We start from the raw sequence: 24,874 nt of genomic DNA, 5'->3' as shown, positions 1-24,874 counted from the left end.
GCGAGGCGAGCGCGGGACGCTGGGTGACGCGCGGCCCGTTCTGCCGATGCCGCGCGCCCGGCGCATTCGAGACTACGCGCGCGCGAGCTGCGGCTCGGCCGCGTCGCCGCGCACTGCGCCGCCGGCCGGCCGGCGTTCGCGCGCGTCGCCGAGCTCGAACACCGAGACCGACTGCTGCAATTGCTCGGTCTGTTCGTTGAGCGACCCGGCCGCCGCCGCGACTTCCTCGACGAGCGCCGCGTTCTGCTGCGTCAACTGCTCCATCTGCGTGACGGCCTGGTTGACCTGCTCGATCCCCGCGCTCTGCTCGATCGACGCGGCCGTGATCTCGGTCATCGTCTGCGCGACCCGCTCGATCGACGCCGACACCGAGCGCATCGCCTCGCCCGCACGCTCGACGAGCTCCGAGCCGCCGTCGATCTGCGCGACCGATTCCTCGATCAGCGCCTTGATCTCCTTCGCCGACTGCGCGCTGCGCTGCGCAAGCGCGCGGACTTCGCCCGCGACGACCGCGAAGCCGCGCCCTTCCTCGCCCGCGCGCGCCGCCTCGACGGCCGCGTTCAACGCGAGGATGTTGGTCTGGAACGCGATTCCGTCGATCACCGCGATGATCTCGGCGATCCGGCCCGAGCTGCGCGCGATCCCGTGCATCTTGTCGATCACGTCGTCGACGATCGCGCCGCCGTTCTTCGTCGCCAGCAGCGCCTCGTCGGCAAGCGTGCTCGCCGCGCGCGCGCCGTCGCTGTTCTGCCGCACGGTCGCCGTCAGCTCCTCCATGCTCGCCGCCGTCTCTTCGAGCGACGCGGCCTGGCTCGACGTGCGCGCGGACAGGTCCGCGTTGCCGCTCGCGATCTCCGCCGCGCCGAGGTGGATCGCGTTCGACGCGTTGCGCACGGTGCGCACGGTTCCCGCGACGCTCGCCTGCATCTCGGCGAGCCCGCGCAGCAAGCGCTCGATTTCGTGGACGCCGCGCGGCGTCACCTTCCCGTCGAGGCGGCCTTGCGCCATCCGTTCGAAGTGCACGCCCGCCTGCGCGAGCGGCGCGACGACCGCGCGCCGCGCGACGACGTAGATCCCCGCGATGCACGCGAGCATCAGCACGAGCAGCACGGCGCCGACCGTCTCGAACCACCGCATCCCGGTGTCGATCATCGCGAGCGCGTGCTGGCTCGTCTTGTTGCTGAATTCCGAGAACGTACGCAGCTCGCCGAGATAAGTGTCCTGGATCTCCTGCGTCGGCTGATCGAGAAACGCCTGCATATCGTTGGTTTCGAGGAATCGCACGAGATCGACGAGCGCCGCGTGGTACTTGCGGTAGCGATCGGTGAGCGCGGCCGCGCGATCGGTGTTCTCGGCGCTGATCGTCGGCGCGGCCGTGAAGCCGGCGTATGCGCGATCGGCGAGCGCGAGCTGGTCGCGCACGTGCTGGAGCATCTCGGTGGGCATCGGATCGCCCTTCACCATCCGCGTGCTGGCGCGGGACAGGTTGGTGCGGGCGTCGAGCATGTACTGGGTCGCGAAGGAGGCGGCATCGACCTGCTTGATCGCGACGTTGGACAGATCGTCAACGTTGCGGCGCGACTCGGACAGCGACCAGAAGCCGAGCCCTTCGACCGCGATCAGAAACAGGCAGAACACGACGAGCACGCCGAGCAGGCCGGATGCGAGCTTGATTTTGCTGAACATGAATTTCCGTTAGAGCCAAGAAAAAGTACTACCTTGGCTTTAGCGGCATTTCGGCGGCGGACTTGAGCGATCACGCACGCGGCGTGTGGACTCTCCGGTCGCTCGCGGCCCGCCGACTAACAAAACCGGGCGCGCCTGCACGCGTCATGCGCCGTCGAACGTCGACGCCGGCAGGCCCAGCAGGCGCTCGAGATCGTTCATCAACGTGTGCCGGCGTTTCGTCTCCTGCTCGTGCATCCGCGCCGACGCGTCGATATCGCCGCCGCAGTGCGGACAGGTCTGCTCGCTCGCATGCACGTAGCCGTCGCAGTTGCGGCAGAGCTTCAGCTTCGGCGGCACGCGTCCGACGTCCGGCGATCGCTTGCCCTTGTTCTTCCACGCGAGCTCGATCACCTGCCCCGAGCGGACGATGCTCGACACCGGCTCGCCGTCCGCGATGCGCTCGGTCACGAGATCGAAGCGGCCCACCGCGAACGACGCGGGACCGGCCTCCTCGACCTTCACGATCCGCTCGCGCAACCCCTGCTTCTGCAACTCGAGCACGCGGTAATGGCAGTACGGATTGTTGCCCGGCTTGCCGAGCAGCGAGTGCGACGTCCACGTGCAGCCGCCGCGGCACACGTCCGCGTAATAGCAGCTCCGGCAGAAGCCCCACAGATCGTCGACCGACCGCAGCCGGCCGAAATGGATCCCGTCGCTCGTGCGCCAGATGTCTTCGAGCGACAAGTCGCGCACGTTGCCGCCCGAGAAGCCGACCGTCGCGAGCGACGGGCAGCCCTTCACGGTGCCGTCCGCTTCGAGCGCGATCACGGTCTGGCCGGCCGCGCAGCCCGTCCAGTGCACCCGTTCGTCGCCGAAGCCGCGCCACAGATGCTCATACGGGCCGTAATAGCCGATGTTGTTGCCGACGTTCATCAGCAGGCCACGGCTCAGGCCATCCGTATACAGCTTCGCGAGCAGCGGCATCAGCTCGGTCAGCCGATACGGCTGCAGCAGCAGTTCGTCGTTGTCGACCGCGTTGCCCATCGCGACCGTCAGCTGGATCTGCCAATGCGTCGCGCCGAGCTCGATGATCGTGTCCATCAGCGCGGGCAGATCCGCCATCGTCTGCGCGCCGATCTGCGTGTTGACGCTCACCGCGAGGCCCGCGTCGTGCGCGCGCCGCAGCGTGTCGACGGCCCGGTCGAACGCGCCCGGCACGTTGCGCACCTTGTCGTGCAGCGGCGCGAGCCCGTCGAGCGACACGCCGACGCCGTTCAGGCCGGCGTCGATCGCTTGTGCGAGGCGCTTCGGCGTCAGGTTGCGGCCGCCCGTCTGGATCGCGCAATACATGCCGTGCGAGCGGATCGCGCGAATCAGCTGCGTCCAGTCCTTGCGCAAGTACGCTTCGCCGCCGATCAGCGAAACCTCGCGCGTACCGAGCCGCGCGAGCGATTCGATGACTTCGAGGCATTCCTCGGTGTTCAGCTCGTTCGTCCGCCGATGGCCGGCCCGCGAGCCGCAGTGCAGGCATTTGAGATCGCAGGCCAGCGTGATTTCCCAAACGGCATGAACCGGGACGAAACGTTGGTAGTCGCTGTCGCTCAGGTAGCGGGCCGGGCGCGCGTCCGTTGTGCTCATGTCGATGTCTCCTCGTCGCGCAGTCGGCGCCGCACGCACGGGCGCGCCCACGCGTGCGGCGCCGGCCGTTTCGGCTCAGCCGCGCGGTTCCAGACGCGCGATTTCCGCTTCGAGCTTCGACAGCTCGGCGGCGATCGCGTCATGATCGGCAAGCTGCTGCTCCGCCTGCTGCACGAGCGCCTTCATCCGGCTCAGGTCGCCGGACGCCCGCGCTTCCTGCAGACCGACGCCGTACAGCGGCACCACGTGCTCATGCGCGGGCTCGAGCGGGATCAGCGAGTTGTCCTTCGTCACGATCGCGTGCTCGATCAAATGCCAGCGACCGTCGTCCAGGTACCGGTAGTTCGCCGTTCCCGATTGCCAGTCGTCGTTCAGCAGGCCGTTGAATTCCAGTATCACCACCTGCGGCGCGATGGGCCCCGTCGGGCTGCCCGTGATGCTCAGCGCGATCGACGGCGGCGACTGCGGATCCAGCCTCACTTGATGGAACTGTCCGGTGACGCGCGCACGGAAATGCGGTGGCGGATAGATCGGCTGGGTGATGCGTGCGAAGCCCGAGACGGTCTTCTCGACCGCATTCACGAGCAGATACAGCCAGAGCACCGGCGCGCCGAGATTGGGCGTCGAGACACGGAGTTGGACAGGAAAGAGACCGGTAGTAGCCATGGCGTTAGCTCCACGAAGATGAACGAACGATGTCGATGCAAGGCCGCGCCGCTCACTGCCGGCTTTCGAGCTTGGCGATTTCCGCCTTGAGCGCCTTCAGCGCGGACGCGATGTCGTCGCGGCTTTCCAGTTGCTGCCGCGCATAGGAAGCGAGCGTCCTCATGTGCGCGAGATCGCCGGACGCGGTCGCATACTGGATCGTCGCCGCATACATCGGCATCGGTCCGTACGCGCTTCGCGCCGTTTCGAGGATGACCGGTCCGGGCTCGAGCGGCACGACTTCCGGATCGGCCTTGACCGGCACGTTCTCGACTTCGTGCCAGGTGCCGTTCGAGTAGTAGCGATACGACGCGACGCCCGACTTGCCGTCGCCGCGCAACAGCAGCTCGGCATAGAACGTGATGAACGGTGCGTCGTGGCCGACCTGGCCGCCCTGCAGCGAAATCTGCACGATCGCGCCGCGGCCGTCGCGGCGCGGCGGCGGGCCGAGCCGGAATACGTAGGTGCCCCAGACTTCGGCGCGGAAGTTGAGCGGCGGGTTCACGGCCTGCGAGATGGTCGCGGTGCCGACGACGCTGCGCTCCGTCGTATCGACCACCAGGTTGAGCGCGAGCTGCGGCGCGCCGGGCAGCCCGGTGCCGACGTTGTAGCGAACCGGAAAAAGACCGACGCGAAGATCTTCGGACATGTGAGCCTCCTTGATGCAAGTGGTTGAACGACGACGAAACGCTGAAACGCCGCCATGACGAAGCGACGAACGGCGGCGGCGGACTCGCGGCTACTTCTTCTGTTCGAGCCTGGCGATCTCGACCTCGAGCAGTTCGAGCGCGGTGGACAGGTTGCCCTGCTGGCTCAGCAGCGCCTGTGCCTGCTTGCGCAGCGTCTTCATTTGCGCGAGATCGCCGCCGGCGATCGCCTGGTGGATCGCGACGCCGTAGGGCGTGATCGGATGGCCGGATGCTTGATTCATGTTGTTCCTCCTGAAAAAGGACGACGGCCGACAGCCCCGTGACCTCTCCTGCAACGGCGATGTGCGTCTGGCTGTCATGGATCTGCAGGATCGGGAATTTCGTCGATGGACGACGCGTTCTCCGCGATGCGGCGGCACGGTGTCACGCACCGTGCCGCTTGCCGCCCGTGATTTGCCATTAGTTATCCTTGTGAACCGGCGCGCCGTTGTTCTACGGCGGTAACGCGGTCGTCTCCGTGCGTCCGCCGGCTCGGCGGGACGCTTCCGCTATGCGTCGAATGGTCTGCGTACTAAGGTTAGGTCGCCTGCGCGCTTTCGCTATCTACCAAAACTGGTAGTGGTCCGCCGGCCCGCCGCGCGACTCGCCGATCGCGTGGCGACGATCCGCCGTTCGCTCGATGCCCCGTCACGATTGGCTCACGACTGGCTCACGATTGCCTCACGGCCGGCGCGCCGGTGGCGACCGCTCGACCCACGATCGACGCCCGCGCGCCGCGCCTGATGCGCCGGCGGCATCGTCAGGCGCCGCCGAATTCGAACGCGCATCCGCGTCGCCCCCGAAACCGAGCTTCGACGCAATTCGGCGAACAAACCCCTCCGCTAGTGCGCCGGCACGACGAATTTCCTTGCGTATCGCGCGCCCCCTTCCTAGAGTGGAGCGCAAAGAGCCAGATTGCATCGGCGGCGCGCGCGTCGCGCCGCATTGTTCAACGTATCAATTCAATCGATAGCGAAGGAACGTCGATGACCGACATCGTGGATCACGCGCGCGGCGCCCTGCGCGCGCAACCCTTCAGCATGCTGCTCGGCACCGAGCTCGTGCACATCGGTGGCGACGAGGCGTCGCTGCGCCTGCCGATCCGCGACGAGCTCAGGCAGCAGTACGGCTTCGTCCACGGCGGCGTCATCAGCTATCTCGCCGACAACGCACTGACGTTCGCCGGCGCGCTTGCGCTCGGGCCGCGCGTCGTCACGGCCGAATACAAGATCAATTACCTGCGCCCGGCCGTCGTCGGCACGCTGATCGCGCGCGCGAAGCTGGTTTATGCGGGACGGAATCAGGCGACCTGCCAGTGCCACGTATTCGTGATCGACGGCGATCACGAACGGCTCGTCGCGGTCGCGCAGGGCACGATCAATCGGGTCGGAGACGGGCGCGAGACAGGCGCCGTCGAAGAGAACGCGTAGCGTGCCGGCAAGCCGCGCTTGCGGGAAGGCGGAACGCGTGCATCGGCCGCATGACGCGGCGGCGCAAGCGGGGGAGACTCGGCAGACGTGAGCGGCGCGGGTCGCGCGATGCGGCAGCGAATCCGCCATTGCAAAGCGGTCGCGCCAGATATCGGCATCGCGGCATGGCGGCATCCCGGATCGCCGCCGTGCGCGATCGTCGGGATGCCCGATCACGGAGACATCAGATCACTGCGGCGCCCGGACAGCAGGCCGCCCGCGCGCCGAGGCTTTGGAGCGGCTAGATTCACGGAGCTTCGGGGCCTTCGAGCTTTGGGCCTTGGAGCCCTGGAGCGTCAGGGCGTCGGAATGTTGAAACGCCGAAGCGCCGGATTATCGAAATGTCGCCACGATAAAACACCCGAACGCCCGATCACCGCCCTGTCCAAGCGCCGAAACGTCAGAACGCGTCGCCCGGCACGCGCACCCAGCCTTCCATCAGCACGCGCGCGCTGCGGCTCATGATCGCCTTCGTGACGACCCACTCGCCGCCTTCCTGCTTCGCCTGAGCGCCGACGCGCAGCGTGCCCGACGGATGACCGAAGCGCACCGCGTCGCGCGCGCCGCCGCCCGCCGCGAGATTCACGAGCGTGCCCGGAATCGCGGCCGCGGTGCCGATCGCGACGGCGGCCGTGCCCATCATCGCGTGATGCAGCTTGCCCATCGACAGCGCGCGCACGAGCAGGTCGACGTCGGCGGCCGCGACGCGCTTGCCGCTCGACGCGACATAATCGGCCGGCTTGGCGACGAACGCGACCTTCGGCGTGTGCTGACGCGTCTCGATCTCGTCGAGCGACTGGATGAGCCCCATCCGCAGCGCGCCGTGCGCGCGGATCGTCTCGAACATCGCGAGCGCCTTCGCGTCGCCGTTGATCGCGTCCTGCAGCTCGGTGCCGGAATAGCCGATCGCCTCGGCCTCGACGAAGATCGTTGGAATCCCCGCGTTGATCATCGTCGCCTTCAGCGTGCCGACGCCCGGCACGTCGAGATCGTCGACGAGGTTCCCCGTCGGGAACATCGCACCGCCCGCGCCGTCCTCGTCGGCGGCCGGATCCATGAATTCGAGCTGCACTTCGGCCGCCGGGAACGTGACGCCGTCGAGCTCGAAGTCGCCCGTCTCCTGCACCGCGCCGTTCGCGATCGGCACGTGCGCGACGATCGTCTTGCCGATGTTCGCCTGCCAGATCCGCACGGTCGCGACGCCGTTCTCCGGCACGCGCGCCGGATCGATCAGGCCGCCCGAGATCGCGAACGGGCCGACCGCCGCCGACAGGTTGCCGCAATTGCCGCTCCAGTCGACGAACGGCTTGTCGATCGACACCTGGCCGAACAGGTAATCGACGTCGTGGCCGGGCCGCGCACTCTTCGCGACGATCACCGTCTTGCTGGTGCTCGACGTCGCGCCGCCCATCCCGTCGATCTGCTTGCCGTACGGATCGGGGCTGCCGATCACGCGCGAGAGCAGCGCGTCGCGCGCGGCGCCCGGTGCTTGCGCGGCCTCGGGCAAGTCCTGCAGCCGGAAGAACACGCCCTTGCTGGTGCCGCCGCGCAGGTAGGTCGCGGGAATCTTGATTTGAGGGATGTGAGCCATCTTCATGTTGTCCTGTATCGACCAGAGTTGGCGCTTTAGCGCTTATGTCGACCTGAGTAAGTGCTGAAGCACTCAGGTCCCATGCAAAGCGCGTGACCCGGGTCCGATCACCCGCGCGGCGAACGGACCCGTGAAGCGATGCGTCACCGCATCGCCCGATAAAGACGCGTCACCGCGCCGTCATGCCGCCTGCGACGATTCGAGGAAATCCTGCGCAAAGCGCTGCAGCACGCCGCCCGCGTCGTAGATCGACACTTCCTCTGCCGTATCGAGCCGGCACGTGACCGGCACCTCGACGCGCTCGCCGTTTTTCCGATGGATCACGAGCGTGAGATCCGCGCGCGGCGTGCGCTCGCCGATCACGTCGAACGTCTCGGCGCCGTCGATGCCGAGCGTCGTGCGATTCGTGCCCGGCTTGAACTCGAGCGGCAGCACGCCCATCCCGATCAGGTTCGTCCGGTGGATCCGCTCGAACCCTTCGGCGACGATCGCCTCGACGCCCGCAAGCCGCACGCCCTTCGCCGCCCAGTCGCGCGACGAGCCCTGGCCGTAGTCCGCGCCCGCGATCACGATCAGCGGCTGCTTGCGGTTCATGTAGGTCTCGATCGCTTCCCACATCCGCGTCACCAAGCCGTCCGGCTCGACGCGCGCGAGCGAGCCCTTCTTCACCGCGCCGTCGACGACCGCCATCTCGTTGACGAGCGTCGGGTTCGCGAACGTCGCGCGCTGCGCGGTCAGATGGTCGCCCCGGTGCGTCGCGTACGAATTGAAGTCCTCTTCGGGCAGGCCCATCTTCGCGAGATATTCGCCCGCGGCGCTGTTGGCCATGATCGCGTTCGACGGCGACAGGTGATCGGTCGTGATGTTGTCGCCGAGCACGGCGAGCGGACGCATGCCCTGCAGCGTGCGCTCGCCCGCGAGCGCGCCTTCCCAGTACGGCGGACGGCGGATGTACGTGCTCTGCGGCCGCCAGTCGTACAGCGGCGCGGCGCGCTCGCCGGCGTCGGCCGCGCGCGCGAACATCGGCTCGTAGACCGCGCGGAACTGCGCGGGCTTCACGCTCGACGCGACGATCGCATCGATTTCCTCGTCGGTCGGCCAGATGTCCTTCAGCGTGACGGGCTTGCCGTCCTGGTCGTGGCCGAGCGCGTCTTTCTCGATGTCGAAGCGGATCGTGCCCGCGATCGCGTACGCGACGACGAGCGGCGGCGACGCGAGGAACGCCTGCTTCGCATACGGGTGGATGCGGCCGTCGAAGTTGCGGTTGCCGGACAGCACGGCGGTCGCGTACAGGTCGCGATCGACGATTTCCTGCTGGATCGCCGGATCGAGCGCGCCGGACATGCCGTTGCAGGTCGTGCACGCGAACGCGACGATGCCGAAGCCGAGCTTCTCGAGATCGGGCAGCAGGTTCGCTTCCTTCAGATAGAGCTCGACCGCCTTCGAGCCGGGCGCGAGCGAACTCTTCACCCACGGCTTGCGCACGAGGCCGCGCGCGTTCGCGTTGCGCGCGAGCAGCGCTGCGGCGATCACGTTGCGCGGGTTGCTCGTGTTCGTGCAGCTCGTGATCGCGGCGATGATCACCGCGCCGTCCGGCATCCGGCCGGGCGTTTCTTCCCACTGGCCGGCGATGCCGCGCGCGGCGAGCTCGGCGGTCGGCAGCCGCTTGTGCGGGTTCGACGGGCCGGCCATGTTGCGCACGACGGACGACAGATCGAACGTCAGCGTGCGCTCGTATTGCGCGTGCGTCAGGCTGTCCGCCCACAGGCCGGCCGCCTTCGCATACGTCTCGACGAGCGTCACCTGCTCGTCGCTGCGGCCGGTCAGGCGCAGGTAGCCGATCGTCTGCTCGTCGATGAAGAACATCGCGGCCGTCGCGCCGTATTCGGGCGCCATGTTCGAGATCGTCGCACGATCGCCGAGCGTGAGGCTCTTCGCACCCTCGCCGCGGAATTCGAGATACGCGCCGACCACCTTCTCGCGGCGCAGGCATTCCGTGAGCGCGAGCACGACGTCGGTCGCGGTGATGCCGGGCTGACGCTTGCCGGTCAGCTCGACGCCGACGATGTCCGGCAGACGCATCCACGACGCGCGGCCGAGCATCACGTTCTCCGCCTCCAGGCCGCCGACGCCGATCGCGATCACGCCGAGCGCGTCGACGTGCGGCGTGTGGCTGTCGGTGCCGACGCAGGTGTCCGGATACGCGACGCCGTCGTGCGCCTGGATCACGGGTGACATCTTCTCCAGATTGATCTGGTGCATGATGCCGTTGCCGGGCGGGATCACGTCGACGTTCTCGAACGCCTTCTTCGTCCACTCGATGAAGTGAAAGCGGTCCTCGTTGCGGCGATCCTCGATCGCGCGGTTCTTCTTGAACGCGTCCGGATCGAAGCCGCCGCACTCGACGGCGAGCGAGTGATCGACGATCAGTTGCACCGGCACGACCGGATTCACCTTCGCCGGATCGCCGCCCCGCTCCGCGATCGCGTCGCGCAAGCCGGCGAGATCGACGAGCGCCGTCTGGCCGAGGATGTCGTGGCACACGACGCGCGCCGGGAACCACGGAAAATCGCGTTCGCGCTTGCGCTCGACGAGCTGTTTCAGGGAATCGGCGAGGATCGCCGGGTCGCAGCGGCGCACGAGGTTCTCGGCGAGCACGCGCGACGTGTACGGCAGGGTATCGTAGGCGCCCGGGCTGATCGCGTCGACGGCGGCGCGCGCGTCGAAGAAATCGAGCGACGTGCCGGGCAGGGGTTTGCGGTTGGCAGTGTTCATTGCGTGGGGACAGACTGGGTAACGATCGTCGCGAAACGGCCGGGCGTCGAGCCCGGCCGTCGCATGCCGCCGATCAGCGCTTCTCGATCGGCACGAACTTCAGGTCTTCCGGGCCGGTGTAGTTCGCGCTCGGGCGGATGATCTTGTTGTCGATCCGCTGCTCGATGATGTGCGCGCTCCAGCCGGACGTCCGCGCGATCACGAAGAGCGGCGTGAACATCGCGGTCGGCACGCCCATCATGTGATACGACACCGCGCTGAACCAGTCGAGGTTCGGGAACATCTTCTTGATCTCCCACATCACCGATTCGAGCCGCTCGGCGATGTTGAAGAGCTTCGGGTCGCCCGCTTCCTTCGACAGCTTGCGCGCGACTTCCTTGATCACCTTGTTGCGCGGATCGGAAATCGTGTAGACCGGGTGGCCGAAGCCGATCACCACTTCCTTGTTCTCGACGCGGCGGCGGATGTCGGCTTCCGCTTCGTCGGGCGTCCGGTAGCGGTTCTGGATCTCGTACGCGACTTCGTTCGCGCCGCCGTGCTTCGGCCCGCGCAGCGCGCCGATCGCGCCCGTGATCGACGAGTAGATGTCGGAGCCCGTGCCGGCGATCACGCGGCCCGCGAACGTCGACGCGTTGAACTCGTGCTCCGCGTACAGGATCAGCGACGTGTGCATCGCGTCGACCCACGACTTCGACGGCGTCTTGCCGTGCAGCAGATGCAGGAAATGGCCGCCGATCGAGTCGTCGTCGGTTTCGGTCTCGATCCGCTTGCCGTTGTGCGAATAGTGATACCAGTACAGCAGCATCGAGCCGAGCGACGCCATCAGCCGGTCCGCGATGTCGCGCGCGCCCGGCAGGTTGTGGTCGTCCTTTTCCGGCAGCACGGTGCCGAGCACCGACACGCCCGTGCGCATCACGTCCATCGGATGCGCGGACGCCGGCACCCATTCGAGCGCCGCCTTCACGTTCGCGGGCAGTCCGCGCATCGCGCGCAGCTTCGTCTTGTACGCGGCCAGCTCGGTGACGTTCGGCAGCGTCTCGTGCACGAGCAGATGCGCGATCTCCTCGAATTCGCTCGAGCCGGCGATATCGAGAATGTCGTAGCCGCGGTAATGCAGATCGTTACCGGTCTTGCCGACCGTGCACAGCGCCGTATTGCCCGCCGCGACGCCCGACAGCGCGACCGACTTCTTCGGCTTGAAACCGCCCGCGGCGCTCGTTGCTGTTGCTTCCTTTGTCTCGCTCATCCTTACACTCTCCTGGGTTCGAATCCTTGAATCCTTGTATCCGTGCTTCAGTTCCGGCCTTGGCTGAAAAGCTGGTCCAGCTTGTCTTCGTATGCGTAATAGCCGAGATATTCGTAAAGCTCCGCGCGCGTCTGCATCGTCGGCACGGCGGCCTTCTGCGTGCCGTCGCGGCGCACCGTCTCGTAGAAATTCAGCGCGGCCTTGTTCATCGCGCGATACGCGCCGCAGCAATACAGCGCGATGTCGACGTTCGCGCCCTTCAGCTCGTCGATCGTGAAGAGCGGCGTCGAGCCGAACTCGGTCAGGTTCGCGAGGATCGGCACCTTCACCGCTTCCTTGAAGCGGCGGTAGTCATCGAGCGTCTTCATCGCTTCGGGGAAGATCATGTCCGCGCCCGCCTCGACGTACGCGATCGCGCGCTCGATCGCCGCATCGATGCCCTCGGCCGCCGCGGCGTCGGTGCGCGCCATGATCACGAAGGTCTCGTCGGTGCGCGCGTCGACGGCCGCCTTGATCCGGTCGACCATCTCGCCAGTCGGCACGCATTCCTTGCCCGGACGGTGGCCGCAGCGCTTCTGGCCGACCTGGTCCTCGAGGTGCACCGCGCCGACGCCCGCCTTGATGAACGAGCGGATCGTGCGCGCGATGTTGAACGCGCCGCCCCAGCCGGTATCGATGTCGACGAGAAGCGGCAGGTTCGTCGCGTTGGTGATGCGGTTCGCGTCGACGAGCACGTCGTCCATCGTGCTGATGCCGAGATCGGGAATGCCGAGCGAGTTCGCGGCGACGCCGCCGCCCGACAGATAGACCGCCTTGAAGCCGACCGCCTCGGCCATCTTCGCGGCGTACGCGGTGATCGCGCCGACCACCTGCAGCGGCTGCTCGGCCGCGACCGCCGCGCGGAATTTCGCGCCGGCGCTGATCAGTTGTGGGTTGCCCATCGACTCCTCCTGAAAGATGCTCGTGAGTAGCAAGGTCCGGGCCAAGGCGTTCGCCGGCCGCTAACTTGCTGATTCTGCGCGCATTCCATGCTCGGCGCTCACATCGGATGATTGCAATATCGAAATTGAAATTCCATATTTGAAATTCAAGCGCGATAATGCGGATCGTCATCCATCCGTCCGAGCGCCACGCTCGTTCAGCCTTTCGGCCCTCAGCATGAGCACCCTGCCCGAAACCGGCGTGCGGCCGCGCGTCTGGGCAGTCGGCATCAGCCGGCTGCGCGCGTTGTTTCGCGACATCGCCGACGAATACGAAGAGCGCGCCGACCTGCGGATCGTCGCGCGCGGCTACGAGGAGGCGATCACCGCGCTCGCGACGGCGGGCGCCGGGCGCCCCGACGCGATCGTCGCCGCCGGCTCGAACGGCACCTACCTGAAGGCGCGCGTGCGCGTGCCTGTCGTACTCGTCAATCCGACCGGCTTCGACGTGATGCACGCGCTCGCCCGCGCGCGGCGAGACGCGACGCGGATCGCGCTCGTCAGCTACGGCGAGACGCCGCCCGAGGTGCGCAGCTTCGCGGCCGCGTATGGGCTCGACGTCGCGTTCGCGTCGTACCAGACCGCGCAGGAAGCGGAGACGCGCGTGCTCGAGATGCGCGATCGCGGCATCGAGACCGTCGTCGGGCCGGGGCTCGTCACCGATCTCGCCGCGAACGTCGGGATGGGCGCGGTGTTCCTCTACTCGCACGCGTCGGTGCGCGCGGCCGTCAACACCGCGCTCGAAGTCGCGCACGCGACGCACGGCGAAGCGCTGCGCCGCGAGCGCCTCGACAACCTGCTGCAGCATCTGCGCGACGGCGTCGTCGCGCTCGATGGCGAGGGCCGCGTCGAGGCGATCAACGAGCGGCTCGCGCTCGCGCTCGGCATTGAGCCGTCGACCGCGGTCGGCCGCGCGCTGCACGACCTGACGCCCGAGCTGCGCACGCTGCGCGCGGCCGACGGCGACACGCTCGCGACCGTGCGCGGCGTGCGCTACGTCGTTCATCGCGGCCCGCTCGCCGCGAGCGCCGGCGCGCCGGGCAGCGTGCTGACGTTCCAGGAATCGCGCGCGGTCGAGCGGCTCGACCGCACGCTGCGCTCGCATCAGCATGCGCAGCAGTTCACCGCGCGCTACCGGCTCGACGACGTCGTCGGCGCGTCGCCCGCGATCGCGCACGCGCGCGATCTCGCGCGGCGCTACGCGAAATCGGACGCGACCGTGCTGATCCTCGGCGAAAGCGGCACCGGCAAGGAGATGATCGCGCAGAGCCTGCATGCGCTGTCCGCGCGCCGCAAGTATCCGTTCGTCGCGGTGAACTGCGGCGCGTTTCCGGAAGCGCTGCTCGAAAGTGAGCTGTTCGGCTACGAGGAAGGCGCGTTCACCGGCGCGCGGCGCGGCGGCAAGGCGGGGCTCTTCGAAGCCGCGCACCGCGGCACGCTGTTCCTCGACGAGATCGGCGAAATGCCGCCGTCGCTGCAAAGCCGGCTGCTGCGCGTGCTGCAGGAACGCGAAGTCGTGCGCGTCGGCTCGACCGAGCCGATTCCGATCGACATCCGCGTCGTCGCGGCGACGCACCGGCCGCTCCTCGCAGCCGTCGAAGCGGGCGCGTTCCGCGCGGATCTGTATTACCGGCTGAACATCCTGAACATCGGGCTGCCGCCGCTGCGCAAGCGCGCGGCCGACATTCCCGCGCTCGCCGCGACGCTGTTGGCGCAAGCCGCGCGCCGCGAGCCGCGGCTCGCCGAGCGATTGCGCGACGCACGCGACGCGGCGCGTGCGCTCGAAGCGGCGAACGCGGCGCTGATGCGCTATCGGTGGCCCGGCAACGTGCGCGAATTGCAGAACGTGATCGAGCGGATCGCGGTGGAGCTCGCCGATGCGGACGAGCGCGGCCATGTGGCCGTGAGCGTCGACACGTTGCGTGCGATAGCGCCCGAAGTGCTCGCGGCCGATGCGTTCGCAACGGGCGGTGACGGCGACGTCGATGCGGGCGGCAACGATCGCGCCGCGCAAGGTCCAACGCTCGTGCAGCGTCGCCGGCGCGCGGAGGCGGACGAAATCCGCGCCGCGCTCGACGCATGCGGCGGCGATCGCGATCGCGCGTGCGCGATGCTCGGCATCAGCAAGACGACACTGTGGCGCAAGCTCGCCGCGGACGAAGGGAAAGCGCGCGGCGTTCGGGGCGACCGGAAGCGCGGCGGCGGCGCGTGACGCTCGCGAATCGCGGTTTCATGGCGGCGTTCTTTCACTCCGGCTTTTGAGTCATTCTGATTTCCGCTCGCCATTCGCCGTTCGCGTCGCGCGAAACGCGAGCGGCGACGCGCGCGCATCGCGCGACGGAACGCACGTTCCAGCCCTTTTCGGCGTTTACGATTTACATCGATACGCAGCCATTCTTCTTATTTAAGGAACGCGCGGTCGCGCCGATAACCAGCCATCGCCAGCAGGCGACACCGCATTCCCCAGCCATTCCCGAGGTCAGATGAAGCTCCGCCGCAAAATCCCCCTTGCCTTCGCGGCAGCGCTCGTCCTGACGTCCGCCGGCGCGTTCTACGGCATCCACGCGCTCAATCGCTCGCTCGACACATACGGCACGACGGTCCAGCAAAACGTCGCGAACGAGCGGATGGTGTCCGCGACGCTCGTTGCATTCAAGCTGCAAGTTCAGGAGTGGAAGGACACGCTGCTGCGCGGCAAGGATCCGGCGAAACTCGACAAGTACTGGAGCGCGTTCCGGCAGCGCGAACAGACAGTCGATGCGCTCGCCGCCGAATTGAAGTCGAAGCTGCCCGACAGCGAGAGCCGCAGGCTGATCGAGCAATTCGCGTCGGCGCACGCGGAAATGGGGCAAGGCTATCGTAAGGGATTCGAAGCATTCAAGGCATCGGGCTTCGATCCGTCCACCGGCGATCAGGCAGTCGCGGGCGTCGATCGTGCGCCCGCCGCGCTGCTCGAAAAGGCCGCGCAGAACATTGCCGCCGACAGCGCGCGCGTATCGGCCGATGCCGCAAGCGACGCCGTGCGCGCGACGACGGTCGGCATCGTCGCGACGCTCGTCGTGTTCGCGCTCGCGCTCGGCGGCGGCGTGTGGTTCAGCGGCACGGTGGCGCGTCCGCTTGCACACGCGCTCGCGTGCGTGCGCCGGATCGCGACAGGCGATCTGTCGACGCCGATCGACGCGCGCGGCGACGACGAGATCGCCGAACTGCTCGCCGCGCTGAAGGACATGCAGGCGAGCCTGTCGCACGTCGTCCGCGACGTGCGGCACAACGCCGACGGCGTCGCGACGGCGAGCGCGCAGATCGCGTCGGGCAATCTCGATCTGTCGTCGCGCACCGAGGAGCAGGCGGCGTCGCTCGAAGAAACGGCCGCGAGCATGGACGAGCTCACGTCGACCGTGCGCCGCAATGCCGAGCATGCGCAGCATGCGTGCGCGGTCGCGGGCGCGGCGTCGACGACCGCGATACGCGGCGGCGACGTGATGCGCCAAGTCGTCGACACGATGCACGGAATCGCGGACAGCTCGAGCAAGGTCGCCGAAATCATCGCGGTCATCGACGGCATCGCGTTCCAGACCAACATCCTCGCGCTGAATGCGGCCGTCGAGGCCGCGCGCGCGGGCGAGCAAGGGTGCGGCTTCGCGGTCGTCGCGGGTGAAGTGCGCACACTCGCGCAGCGCAGCGCGACGGCCGCGCGCGAAATCAAGACGCTGATCGAGCAGTCGACCGAGCGCGTCGGCGCGGGCTCCGCGCTCGTCGGCGACGCGGGGCGGATCATCGGCGAGATCGTCGGTTCGGTGCGGCAGGTGACGGACATCGTCAGCGAGATCGCGTCGGCGTCGAACGAGCAGAGCGTCGGCATCGAGCAGGTCAACCACGCGGTCGCGCAAATGGACAACGTGACGCAGCAGAACGCGGCGCTCGTCGAAGAGGCGTCCGCGGCCGCGCATGCGCTCGCCGAACAGGCGCGCGCGCTGCACGGCGCGGTGGCGGTGTTCAAGCTGCATGGCGACCGCGCCGCCGAGCGCGACGCTGTGCGCGGCGCGCGCGATACGCGGCGGCCCGCCGAGCGCGATCCGCGGCCAGTGGACGCATTCGCTTGAAGGCTAAGCGAGCGGAGCGGCAAAGCGCCGGTTAGGCGCAACCTGACCGGATCGTGCGCGGCGAAACGGCCGCGCATTGCCGCTACGTCAGCGGGAAGCATTTCGGTAAAGCGTCATTGGCTGCCGCTCCATCGGCCTTCTAACGATGCGTGCGTCGACAACCGCGACTCGACGCCGATGCGAACCCACATGCACGCGCTGTCGCTGCGTTTGGATTTGCGCACGAAACGCACGCCGATGCCTCGAATCCGGCGTGGCGTTCGCCGACGCGCCGCTCCTACGCATCACTCCGACCCTACATGCACGGCTTGCTCGCGACGAAGTGAAACCACGCTTCATCGCCGAAATCCTGCTCGCACCGCAAAGGCTTGCCGGTCGAACCGCCGAACGCCGCGCGCAGCCGAAGGCCGGCGTCGGCGAGTTGCCGCTGCTGCGTCGCGAAATCGGTATACATGATGAGTATCCCGAACTTGTGCGCAGCGCACACGCGCATCGCATAACCATCGAACGCTCGGTTGAAACGCGAATTGCGGAAATAGTTGAACACGCCGATCGGCAGCGAATACGTGATGCGCGCCGCGTCGAGCGCGATCGAAAACGGATTCGCCGAGCGCCGCGGCAACCGAACGAGCCGCGACGGCCCTTCGCGATAGCTCGGCCCCGCGAGATTATGCGTCGAGAACAGCGTGAAGCCGCCCGGCCTCAGCACGCGCGCGAATTCCTTCAGGATCGACATCCGGCCGTCGTGATCGACGGCGTCGATGCCGTTGTAGCTGAACACGACGAGCGAGAAGCTTTCGTCCGCGAACGTCGACATGTCGCGCGCATCCATCTGATAGACGCGCGTGCCCGGATGATTGCGCCGGCAGATCTCGACGAGCTCGGGCGTGTAATCGACGGCCGTGTAATCGGCGCTGATCGCCTTCAGCATCGGCACGGTGCGTCCGCCGCCGACGCCGACGTCGAGAATCGGCTCGGCGCGCACGCGCTCGGCGATCCACGCAAGCGCAGCGGCCTCGCCCGGATCGGTCCAGCCGGTCGCGCTCCCGTATCCGCGAAGCGCGCTGCGGCTGCGCCAGACGGCCTGATTGATGCGGTCCTGCATGAAACCCTCGTTCACGACTCCCCCTCTTCGCCGACGGTCCCGGCGAATCGCCGCACTTCGTTGAACTCACTTCGAGTATCGTCACCGGCCGGGACGCGTCTCTGTTCTACGGCTTACATTGGGGGAGATTTCGAAGGAAGCTTCGACGCGGCGCGCATCGAGCGCGCCGCTCCTTCGTTCGGCGGCAACGTCCGCCGCGCGCCTGCGTTCGATGCAGGATCATCACTCTCGCGCGAAGCGATCGGTCGCCGCGATCAGTGCACGCAGGATGCCCGGCTCGTCGTACGCGTGGCCCGCGTCGGGCACGATCTCGAACGACGCCCTCGGCCACGCCTTCGCCAGCTCCCATGCGGTGCGGGCGGGCGTGGCGACGTCGTAGCGCCCCTGCACGATCACGCCCGGGATGTCCGCGAGACGATGCGCGTCGCGCAGCAACTGCCCTTCTTCGATGAAACCTTGATGAACGAAATAGTGATTTTCGATGCGGGCGAACGCGAGCGCGTAGTGCGCGTCGCCGAAATGCGCTTCGTGCGCGGGATTCGGCAGCAGCGTGATCGTCCGGCCTTCCCAGACGCTCCACGCGCGCGCGGCTTCGAGCTTCGCGGCTTCGTCGTCGCCCGTCAGGCGGCGGCGATAGGCGGCCATCAGGTCCGAGCGCTCGGAAAGCGGAATGGGGGCGACGAATGCTTCCCAGAGGTCCGGGAACAGCCACGACGCGCCTTCCTGGTAATACCAGAGCAGCTCCGACTGGCGCACCGTGAAGATGCCGCGCACGACGAGCTCGCTGACGCGCGCCGGATGCGTTTCCGCATAGGCGAGCGCGAGCGTGCTGCCCCACGAGCCGCCGAACACGAGCCAGCGCTCGACGCCGGCCATCTCGCGCAGCCGCTCGATGTCGTCGACGAGATGCCAGGTCGTGTTGTTGTCGAGGCTCGCGTGCGGCGTCGAGCGGCCGCAGCCGCGCTGGTCGAACAGCAGCACGTTGTAGCGCGCGGGATCGAAAAGGCGGCGGTGATCGGCGTTGCAGCCGCCGCCCGGGCCGCCGTGCAGGAAGACGGCCGGCTTGCCGTCGGGATTGCCGCAAAGCTCCCAGTACACGCGATGGCCGTCGCCGGTGTCGAGGAAGCCTTGTGCATAGGGTTCGATCGGTGGATACAAGAGACGCTCCGGATAAATGGAAGAAAACGACCGGAGCGATCGGGCGCGGCCAGCCCGCGCACGTGCGCGCTGGCCGCCGACGGCTCCGGTTCGGCTCGACGTCGAAAGCGACGCCTCATTATGCCGAGTCGCCGGAAAAACGGCGCACTCGCGATCGGCGTCCGTGCGCGTCAAACGCCGCCGCCCGCGCGCGGCTCCATGAACGTGTGCCGGAAATACTCGCGCACCGCATGCATCGCCGGACTGAATTCGGTGTTCCTGCGCCACGCGAGCCCGACGCTCATCGGCGGCACCGGATCGCGCAACAGCACCGTCTCGATCCGCCGCCCTTCGAGCGACCACGGCCGATAGACCATGTCCGACAGAATCGCGACGCCGCTGCCGTTCGCGACCATGCTGCGCACCGCCTCGACCGACGACGTTCGCAGGATCACGTTCGGCCGGTACGGCGTCTCGTTCCAGTAGCGCAACGCGGTGTACGCGGCTTCGTCGACCGTCAGCATCACGAACGGTTCCGGCGCGACGTCGGCGAACGTCACGCTCTCGCGCTTGAGCAGCGGATGATGCGCACCGACCCACAGCCGGCGCGCCGAATGAATGACGGGCTCGAGCACGAGCTCGGGATTCGACACGTTCGACGTCAGCAGCACCGCCATGTCGTAGCGCCCGGCGATCAAGCCTTCTTCGATCGATTCGCGATTCAGCTCGTGAAGCTGGATCGTCAGCCGCGGATACTGCGTGTTCAGACGCAGCAGATGATGCGGCAGGAAGTAGCCGAGCACCGTGTAGCTCGCGGCGATCGCGAGCGTGCCCGTCAGCGTGCTTTCGAGGTTCGGGATGCGCATCGCCTCGTCGACCGACGACAGGATCGTGTACGCCTGATTCAGGAAGCGCCGGCCCGTGTGGGTCAGCGTGACGCCTGTCGCCGTGCGCATGAAGAGCTGCGTGCCGAGGCTGTCTTCGAGTTCGCGGATCGCGCTCGTGACGGCCGATTGCGAAATCGTCAACTGGATCGCCGCCTGTGAGATCTGTCCGAGCTCCGCGGTCGCAACGAAATACTTCAGTTGCCTGAGGGTTAACGCCATGGCGACCACCTGAAAAATCGATAACGCAGCCGGCGGTATCTTATCAGTCGATCTTCATCGCGTGCGCATCCGCCAAAAATGCCGCCGGCACGCGGCCCACAACGATCTGACGAATCCATGCATATCGGCCGATATCGAAAAAATCGATATCGAGACATATAAAAATAGAACTATTTTGGCGACCGCGGCCCGACTAACCTAGCTTCGAACACGGTCGACGCGCCCTTTCCGGTGCGCGGGCCGGCGACGAAGGAGGCATTCAGCATGCGAAAACACAGCGTCGACCTGAACTCCGACATGGGCGAAGGCTTCGGTCCGTGGAAGATCGGCGACGGGGTCGACGACGAGATCATGCCGCTCATCAGCTCGGCGAACATCGCGACGGGTTTTCATGCGGGCGATCCCAACATCATGGCGCGCACCGTGCAGCTCGCGAAGAACGCGGGCGTCGGCATCGGCGCGCATCCCGGCTTTCGCGATCTCGTGGGCTTCGGCCGCCGCGACGTCAACGAAGCGCCGCAAGCGCTCGTCAACGACATCCTGTATCAGCTCGGCGCGCTGCGCGAGTTCGCACGCTTTCACGGCGTGAGCGTTCAGCACGTGAAGCCGCACGGCGCGCTCTACATGCGCGCCGCACGCGACGAGGCGCTGTCGCGGCTCCTCGTCGAGACGCTGCAGCAACTCGATCCGACGCTGCTGCTTTTCTGCATGGAAGCGTCGGTCACGCACCGGATCGCGCGCGAGCTCGGCCAGCCGGTCGTTCGCGAGTTCTACGCGGACCGCGACTACGACCGCAGCGGCTCGATCGTGTTCACGCGCCGCGTCGGCAAGCTCGATCCGCGACAGGTCGCGGACAAAGTGCTGCGCGCGTGCGTCGACGGCCGCGTCGCGACCGTCGACGGCGAAGACATCGACATCGATTTCGATTCGATCTGCATTCACAGCGATACGCCGGGCGCGCTGCAGCTCGTCCGGGCGACCCGCGACGCGCTCGTCGCGCACGACATCCGCATCGCCGCGCCCGCCGCGGCCGCAATCCGCATCGATCAGGCTTGAGGAGCGTACCAAGATGGCATTACACGATATCGTCAGTCCCCTGCCTGGGACGTTCTATCGGCGTCCGTCGCCCGACGCGGACCATTACGTCGAAGTCGGCTCGACGGTCGGGCTCGGCGCGGTCGTCGGGCTCGTCGAAGTGATGAAGCAGTTCACCGAGATCGAAACCGCGACTGCGGGCCGCATCACGGAGGTGCTCGTCGACGACGGCGAGCCCGTCGACGCCGGGCAAGTGCTGATGCGAATCGAGGCGTGAACGCGATGAACGACATGAATTCGACGCACGATTCGTTCTACCGACCATCGCGGATCAGGACGGTGTTCGTCGCGAATCGCGGCGAGATCGCGGTGCGCGTGATCCGCGCCGCGCAGGAACTCGGCATGCGCGCGATCGCGGCGGTCAGCGACGCGGATCGCGACAGCCTCGCTGCACGGATGGCCGACGAAGCGGTGCACATCGGCCCATCGCATGCGGCGAAGAGCTATCTGAACCCGGCCGCGATTCTCGCCGCCGCGCGGCAGTGCAACGCCGACGCGATTCATCCGGGCTACGGCTTTCTGTCGGAGAACGCGGGCTTCGCCGCGCAGGTCGAGGCGGCGGGCTTGATCTTCGTCGGTCCGTCGGCGCACGTGATCGCGACGATGGGCGACAAGGCCCGCGCACGCGAGACTGCGCAGCGCGCGAACGTGCCGACGGTGCCGGGCAGCGACGGCGTCGTGACATCGCTCGACGAAGCGCGCGCGGTGGCCGAGCGCATCGGCTACCCGGTGATGATCAAGGCGGCCGCGGGCGGCGGCGGGCGCGGCATCCGCGTCGCGCACGACGACGCGCGGCTCGACGCCGAGCTGCCGCTCGCGCAGCGCGAAGCGCAGGCCGCGTTCGGCGACGGCGGCGTCTATCTCGAACGTTTCATCGCACGCGCACGGCACATCGAAGTGCAGGTGCTCGGCGACGGGACGAACGCGATTCATCTGTTCGAACGTGAATGCTCGTTGCAGCGGCGGCGTCAGAAGATCCTCGAAGAGGCGCCGTCGCCTTCGCTGACGCACGCACTGCGCGACGCGCTGTGCGCATCGGCGACGCGTCTCGCGCGGCAGGTCGGCTATCGCAGCGCGGGCACGCTCGAATATCTGTTCGACGAATCGCGCAGCGAGTTCTACTTCATCGAAATGAACACGCGGATCCAGGTCGAACATCCGGTGACGGAGGCGATCACGGGCGTCGATCTCGTGCGCGAGATGCTGCGCATCGCGGACGGTGAGCCGCTGCGCTTCGCGCAGGACGACATCGTGCTGCGCGGCGCCGCGCTCGAATGCCGGATCAACGCGGAAGACCCGGTGCACGATTTCCGGCCGAATCCCGGCCGCATCGACGAGCTGGTATGGCCGGCCGGCCCCGGCGTGCGGATCGATACGCTGCTCTATCCGGGCTACACGGTGCCGCCGTTCTACGATTCGCTGCTCGCGAAGCTGATCGTGCACGACGAGAGCCGTGCGGCCGCGCTGGCGCGGCTCGCACGTGCGCTGCGCGAACTGCGCATCGGCGGCGTGAAGACGACCGCGCCGCTGCACCGTGCGCTGCTCGAAGACGACGACGTCCGCGCGGGCCGCTATCACACGAATTACCTGGAAGCCTGGATGAGCGCATGGCGCGCGCGGCTCAACGCCGACGCGGGCGCATCGCCGAGGCTGGGAGAGGCAGCATGACGATCCGATACACGTTCGGCGGCGACGAATTCATCTTCGTCGAGATCAGCGAATCGATGTCGCTCGACGCATTCTTCAAGGGCACCGCGATCACGCGCGAGCTGCAGCGCCGCAAGATGCCGGGCGTGAGCGAGATTTGCCCGGCGAATGCGTCCTACCAGGTTCGTTACGATCCCGACGTGATCGCGCCGGACGCGCTGCTCGCGCTATTGAAAGACATCGAAGCCGACGTCGGCGATGCGGAATTGAACCTCGATACGCGGATCGTCGAAGTGCCCGTGCTCTACGACGATCCGTGGACGCACGAGACGCTGATGCGCTTTCGCGAACGGCATCAGGACCCGGACTCGACCGACCTCGAATACGCGGCGCGAATCAACGGCAAGCGGGACGTCGACGCATTCATCGCCGCGCATTCCGGCTCGCCGTGGTTCGTGTCGATGGTCGGCTTCGTCGCGGGCCTGCCGTTCATGTACCAGATGGTCGAGCGCGGACGGCAGCTTCAGGTGCCGAAATATCTGCGGCCGCGCACCGATACGCCGAAACTCACCGTCGGCCACGGCGGCTGCTTCGGCTGCATCTATTCGGTGCGCGGCGCGGGCGGCTATCAGATGTTCGGCGTGACGCCCGCGCCGATTTTCGATCCGGCGCAGCGGCTCGATTACCTGCGCGACTTCATGGTGTTCTTCCGCCCCGGCGACATCGTGAAGTTCAAGCCGATCGATCGCGCCGCATACGACGCGGCGATCGCCGAGGTCGAAGCGGGCACGTTCACGTTGCGCGTGAAGCCGGTGAAGTTCGCGCTCGATGCGTTCCTGCGCGATCCGGACGCGTACAACCGTTCTCTCGTCGAGGTGCTGGATGCCAACTGATTCGCTCAACGTGATCGAGGTCGTGAAGCCGGGTCTCGCGACGTCAGTGCAGGACGCCGGCCGACAGGGCTACTACCACGTCGGCATTCCGCCGTCCGGCGCGCTCGATCAATTCTCGCTGCGCGCGGCGAACCTGCTCGTCGGCAACGACGAAGACGCCGCAGTGCTCGAATGCACGCTGCTCGGCCCGCAGTTGCTGTTTCGTCGCGACGCGCTGATCGCTGTGACGGGCGCGGAGATGGCGCCGCGAATCGACGGCGCCGCGCAGCCGTGCAACGTCGCGCTGCGCATCCGCGCGGGCAGCACGCTGACGTTCGACTACGTGAAGCAAGGCGCGCGCGCGTATCTCGCGGTCTCGGGCGGCATCGACGTGCCGGTCGTGCTCGGCAGCCGCTCGACGTACACGCTCGGCGCGATCGGCGGACACGAAGGACGGCGTCTTCAGAAAGGCGACACGCTGCCGATCGGCGCGGCGAAGCGCGCCGGACGCGAAGGCGCGACATTGCCCGACACGCTGCGCACGCCGCTCGCGCGCGAAGTCGAATTGCGCGTGCTGCCGGGCCTCTACCACCACCGGCTGACCGACGAATCGGCGCGCACGTTCTTCGAGGACACGTGGGTCGTCGCGCCGGAGGCCGACCGCATCGGCTATCGCTACCGGCAAGGCCGCGCGCTGCGCTTTTGCGAGCGCGAGCAGCCGTTCGGCGCGGGCGCCGATCCGTCGAACATCGTCGACGCGTGCTATCCGATCGGCTCGATTCAGGTGCCGGCCGGCATCGAGCCGATCATCCTGCATCGCGACGCGGTGTCGGGCGGCGGCTACGCGACGATCGGCACGGTCATCAGCGCCGACATGGATCTGATCGGCCAGATGCAGCCGAACCATCACGCGCGCTTCGTCGCGGTGACGATGGCCGATGCGCTCGCCGCCCGGCGAGACGCGCAGCGCCGGCTCGCGCGTCTGCGCGACGCGTTATGGCCGCACGGCGGCTGATGGTTGCCGCTCGGGGCGACTGACGCCGCCCCG

Annotated in this window: 20 protein-coding genes; 8 read left to right on the top strand and 12 right to left on the bottom strand. The window is 67.5% G+C overall.

Features of this window, described 5'->3' with window-relative positions:
- Positions 1–72: 72 nt before the first annotated feature.
- The 5 genes from WS70_RS20015 to WS70_RS19995 all read right to left on the bottom strand — a co-directional run bounded on the left by WS70_RS20015 (position 73) and on the right by WS70_RS19995 (position 4,942).
- Entirely contained in the window at positions 73–1,686 is a 1,614-nt protein-coding gene (locus WS70_RS20015) for a methyl-accepting chemotaxis protein (RefSeq protein ID WP_059469846.1), read from the bottom strand.
- Between the two features lie 144 nt (positions 1,687–1,830).
- A complete protein-coding gene (locus WS70_RS20010) occupies positions 1,831–3,306 on the bottom strand; it encodes a GDL motif peptide-associated radical SAM/SPASM maturase (RefSeq protein WP_059598595.1) in 1,476 nt (491 codons plus the stop codon).
- A gap of 75 nt (positions 3,307–3,381) precedes the next feature.
- Positions 3,382–3,972, bottom strand: coding sequence for a DUF1842 domain-containing protein (locus WS70_RS20005; RefSeq protein WP_059469844.1), 591 nt, complete (start codon positions 3,970–3,972; stop codon positions 3,382–3,384).
- Between the two features lie 52 nt (positions 3,973–4,024).
- The gene (locus tag WS70_RS20000; protein ID WP_059469843.1) at positions 4,025–4,660 is read right to left on the bottom strand and encodes a DUF1842 domain-containing protein; all 636 of its coding nucleotides are present in this window, start codon (positions 4,658–4,660) and stop codon (positions 4,025–4,027) included.
- A 90-nt stretch (positions 4,661–4,750) separates the two neighbouring features.
- Positions 4,751–4,942, bottom strand: coding sequence for a DUF1843 domain-containing protein (locus WS70_RS19995; protein WP_059598594.1), 192 nt, complete (start codon positions 4,940–4,942; stop codon positions 4,751–4,753).
- A 744-nt stretch (positions 4,943–5,686) separates the two neighbouring features.
- Between WS70_RS19995 and WS70_RS19985 the strand changes: the two genes are divergently transcribed.
- Positions 5,687–6,130 carry a PaaI family thioesterase gene (locus tag WS70_RS19985; RefSeq protein WP_059469842.1) on the top strand — a complete coding sequence of 148 codons (444 nt, stop codon included), beginning with the start codon at positions 5,687–5,689 and terminating at the stop codon, positions 6,128–6,130.
- A gap of 439 nt (positions 6,131–6,569) precedes the next feature.
- Here the strand turns inward: WS70_RS19985 and prpF are convergent, their stop codons facing one another.
- The 4 genes from prpF to prpB form a co-directional block, all read right to left on the bottom strand.
- Entirely contained in the window at positions 6,570–7,760 is a 1,191-nt protein-coding gene (gene prpF / locus WS70_RS19980; protein ID WP_059598631.1) for a 2-methylaconitate cis-trans isomerase PrpF, read from the bottom strand.
- 180 nt (positions 7,761–7,940) lie between these two features.
- Positions 7,941–10,535, bottom strand: coding sequence for a Fe/S-dependent 2-methylisocitrate dehydratase AcnD (gene acnD / locus WS70_RS19975; RefSeq protein ID WP_059469841.1), 2,595 nt, complete (start codon positions 10,533–10,535; stop codon positions 7,941–7,943).
- Between the two features lie 73 nt (positions 10,536–10,608).
- Positions 10,609–11,781, bottom strand: coding sequence for a bifunctional 2-methylcitrate synthase/citrate synthase (gene prpC / locus WS70_RS19970; protein ID WP_059469840.1), 1,173 nt, complete (start codon positions 11,779–11,781; stop codon positions 10,609–10,611).
- Between the two features lie 47 nt (positions 11,782–11,828).
- The gene (gene prpB, locus WS70_RS19965) at positions 11,829–12,722 is read right to left on the bottom strand and encodes a methylisocitrate lyase (protein ID WP_059469839.1); all 894 of its coding nucleotides are present in this window, start codon (positions 12,720–12,722) and stop codon (positions 11,829–11,831) included.
- Between the two features lie 217 nt (positions 12,723–12,939).
- Here prpB and prpR point away from each other — a divergent pair, with 217 nt between their 5' ends.
- Entirely contained in the window at positions 12,940–14,973 is a 2,034-nt protein-coding gene (gene prpR, locus WS70_RS19960) for a propionate catabolism operon regulatory protein PrpR (RefSeq protein WP_059469838.1), read from the top strand.
- Positions 14,974–15,244: 271 nt separating this feature from the next.
- On the top strand, positions 15,245–16,864 hold the full coding sequence (locus WS70_RS19955; protein WP_059598593.1) for a methyl-accepting chemotaxis protein: 1,620 nt from the start codon (positions 15,245–15,247) through the stop codon (positions 16,862–16,864).
- Positions 16,865–17,159: 295 nt separating this feature from the next.
- Here WS70_RS19955 and WS70_RS19950 read toward each other — a convergent pair whose 3' ends face one another.
- The 3 genes from WS70_RS19950 to WS70_RS19940 form a co-directional block, all read right to left on the bottom strand.
- A complete protein-coding gene (locus WS70_RS19950) occupies positions 17,160–17,984 on the bottom strand; it encodes a class I SAM-dependent methyltransferase (RefSeq protein ID WP_059598592.1) in 825 nt (274 codons plus the stop codon).
- A gap of 207 nt (positions 17,985–18,191) precedes the next feature.
- Positions 18,192–19,127, bottom strand: coding sequence for a prolyl aminopeptidase (pip, locus tag WS70_RS19945; RefSeq protein ID WP_059469835.1), 936 nt, complete (start codon positions 19,125–19,127; stop codon positions 18,192–18,194).
- A 170-nt stretch (positions 19,128–19,297) separates the two neighbouring features.
- Positions 19,298–20,212, bottom strand: coding sequence for a LysR family transcriptional regulator (locus tag WS70_RS19940; RefSeq protein ID WP_059469834.1), 915 nt, complete (start codon positions 20,210–20,212; stop codon positions 19,298–19,300).
- Positions 20,213–20,476: 264 nt separating this feature from the next.
- Here WS70_RS19940 and WS70_RS19930 point away from each other — a divergent pair, with 264 nt between their 5' ends.
- The 5 genes from WS70_RS19930 to WS70_RS19910 are packed head-to-tail and all read left to right on the top strand — an operon-like array spanning position 20,477 to position 24,841.
- Positions 20,477–21,268, top strand: a complete 792-nt coding sequence (locus WS70_RS19930) for a 5-oxoprolinase subunit PxpA (protein ID WP_059598630.1) — start codon at positions 20,477–20,479, stop codon at positions 21,266–21,268.
- A 13-nt stretch (positions 21,269–21,281) separates the two neighbouring features.
- Positions 21,282–21,524, top strand: a complete 243-nt coding sequence (locus tag WS70_RS19925; RefSeq protein ID WP_059469833.1) for an acetyl-CoA carboxylase — start codon at positions 21,282–21,284, stop codon at positions 21,522–21,524.
- A gap of 5 nt (positions 21,525–21,529) precedes the next feature.
- Positions 21,530–22,975: an acetyl-CoA carboxylase biotin carboxylase subunit gene (locus WS70_RS19920; protein ID WP_059469909.1), complete on the top strand. Its 1,446-nt coding sequence runs from the start codon at positions 21,530–21,532 to the stop codon at positions 22,973–22,975.
- A complete protein-coding gene (locus WS70_RS19915) occupies positions 22,972–23,847 on the top strand; it encodes a 5-oxoprolinase subunit B family protein (RefSeq protein ID WP_059469832.1) in 876 nt (291 codons plus the stop codon). Before WS70_RS19920 ends, WS70_RS19915 begins: the two co-directional genes overlap by 4 nt.
- On the top strand, positions 23,837–24,841 hold the full coding sequence (locus WS70_RS19910; protein ID WP_059598591.1) for a 5-oxoprolinase subunit C family protein: 1,005 nt from the start codon (positions 23,837–23,839) through the stop codon (positions 24,839–24,841). The genes WS70_RS19915 and WS70_RS19910 overlap by 11 nt, the downstream gene beginning before the upstream one ends.
- Positions 24,842–24,874 lie beyond the last annotated feature (33 nt).

Source organism: Burkholderia mayonis, assembly GCF_001523745.2.
Classification (GTDB): Bacteria; Pseudomonadota; Gammaproteobacteria; order Burkholderiales; family Burkholderiaceae; genus Burkholderia; species Burkholderia mayonis.
This window is presented reverse-complemented; position numbering and strand designations above follow the sequence as displayed.

Excerpts from the sequence above, each read along its gene's own strand:
- WS70_RS20015 (WP_059469846.1), bottom strand. The coding sequence starts at position 1,686 with ATGTTCAGCAAAATCAAGCTCGCATCCGGCCTGCTCGGCGTGCTCGTC.
- WS70_RS20010 (WP_059598595.1), bottom strand. The coding sequence starts at position 3,306 with ATGAGCACAACGGACGCGCGCCCGGCCCGCTACCTGAGCGACAGCGAC.
- WS70_RS20005 (WP_059469844.1), bottom strand. The coding sequence starts at position 3,972 with ATGGCTACTACCGGTCTCTTTCCTGTCCAACTCCGTGTCTCGACGCCC.
- WS70_RS20000 (WP_059469843.1), bottom strand. The coding sequence starts at position 4,660 with ATGTCCGAAGATCTTCGCGTCGGTCTTTTTCCGGTTCGCTACAACGTC.
- WS70_RS19995 (WP_059598594.1), bottom strand. The coding sequence starts at position 4,942 with ATGAATCAAGCATCCGGCCATCCGATCACGCCCTACGGCGTCGCGATC.
- WS70_RS19985 (WP_059469842.1), top strand. The coding sequence starts at position 5,687 with ATGACCGACATCGTGGATCACGCGCGCGGCGCCCTGCGCGCGCAACCC.
- prpF (WP_059598631.1), bottom strand. The coding sequence starts at position 7,760 with ATGGCTCACATCCCTCAAATCAAGATTCCCGCGACCTACCTGCGCGGC.
- acnD (WP_059469841.1), bottom strand. The coding sequence starts at position 10,535 with ATGAACACTGCCAACCGCAAACCCCTGCCCGGCACGTCGCTCGATTTC.
- prpC (WP_059469840.1), bottom strand. The coding sequence starts at position 11,781 with ATGAGCGAGACAAAGGAAGCAACAGCAACGAGCGCCGCGGGCGGTTTC.
- prpB (WP_059469839.1), bottom strand. The coding sequence starts at position 12,722 with ATGGGCAACCCACAACTGATCAGCGCCGGCGCGAAATTCCGCGCGGCG.
- prpR (WP_059469838.1), top strand. The coding sequence starts at position 12,940 with ATGAGCACCCTGCCCGAAACCGGCGTGCGGCCGCGCGTCTGGGCAGTC.
- WS70_RS19955 (WP_059598593.1), top strand. The coding sequence starts at position 15,245 with ATGAAGCTCCGCCGCAAAATCCCCCTTGCCTTCGCGGCAGCGCTCGTC.
- WS70_RS19940 (WP_059469834.1), bottom strand. The coding sequence starts at position 20,212 with ATGGCGTTAACCCTCAGGCAACTGAAGTATTTCGTTGCGACCGCGGAG.
- WS70_RS19930 (WP_059598630.1), top strand. The coding sequence starts at position 20,477 with ATGCGAAAACACAGCGTCGACCTGAACTCCGACATGGGCGAAGGCTTC.
- WS70_RS19925 (WP_059469833.1), top strand. The coding sequence starts at position 21,282 with ATGGCATTACACGATATCGTCAGTCCCCTGCCTGGGACGTTCTATCGG.
- WS70_RS19920 (WP_059469909.1), top strand. The coding sequence starts at position 21,530 with ATGAACGACATGAATTCGACGCACGATTCGTTCTACCGACCATCGCGG.
- WS70_RS19915 (WP_059469832.1), top strand. The coding sequence starts at position 22,972 with ATGACGATCCGATACACGTTCGGCGGCGACGAATTCATCTTCGTCGAG.
- WS70_RS19910 (WP_059598591.1), top strand. The coding sequence starts at position 23,837 with ATGCCAACTGATTCGCTCAACGTGATCGAGGTCGTGAAGCCGGGTCTC.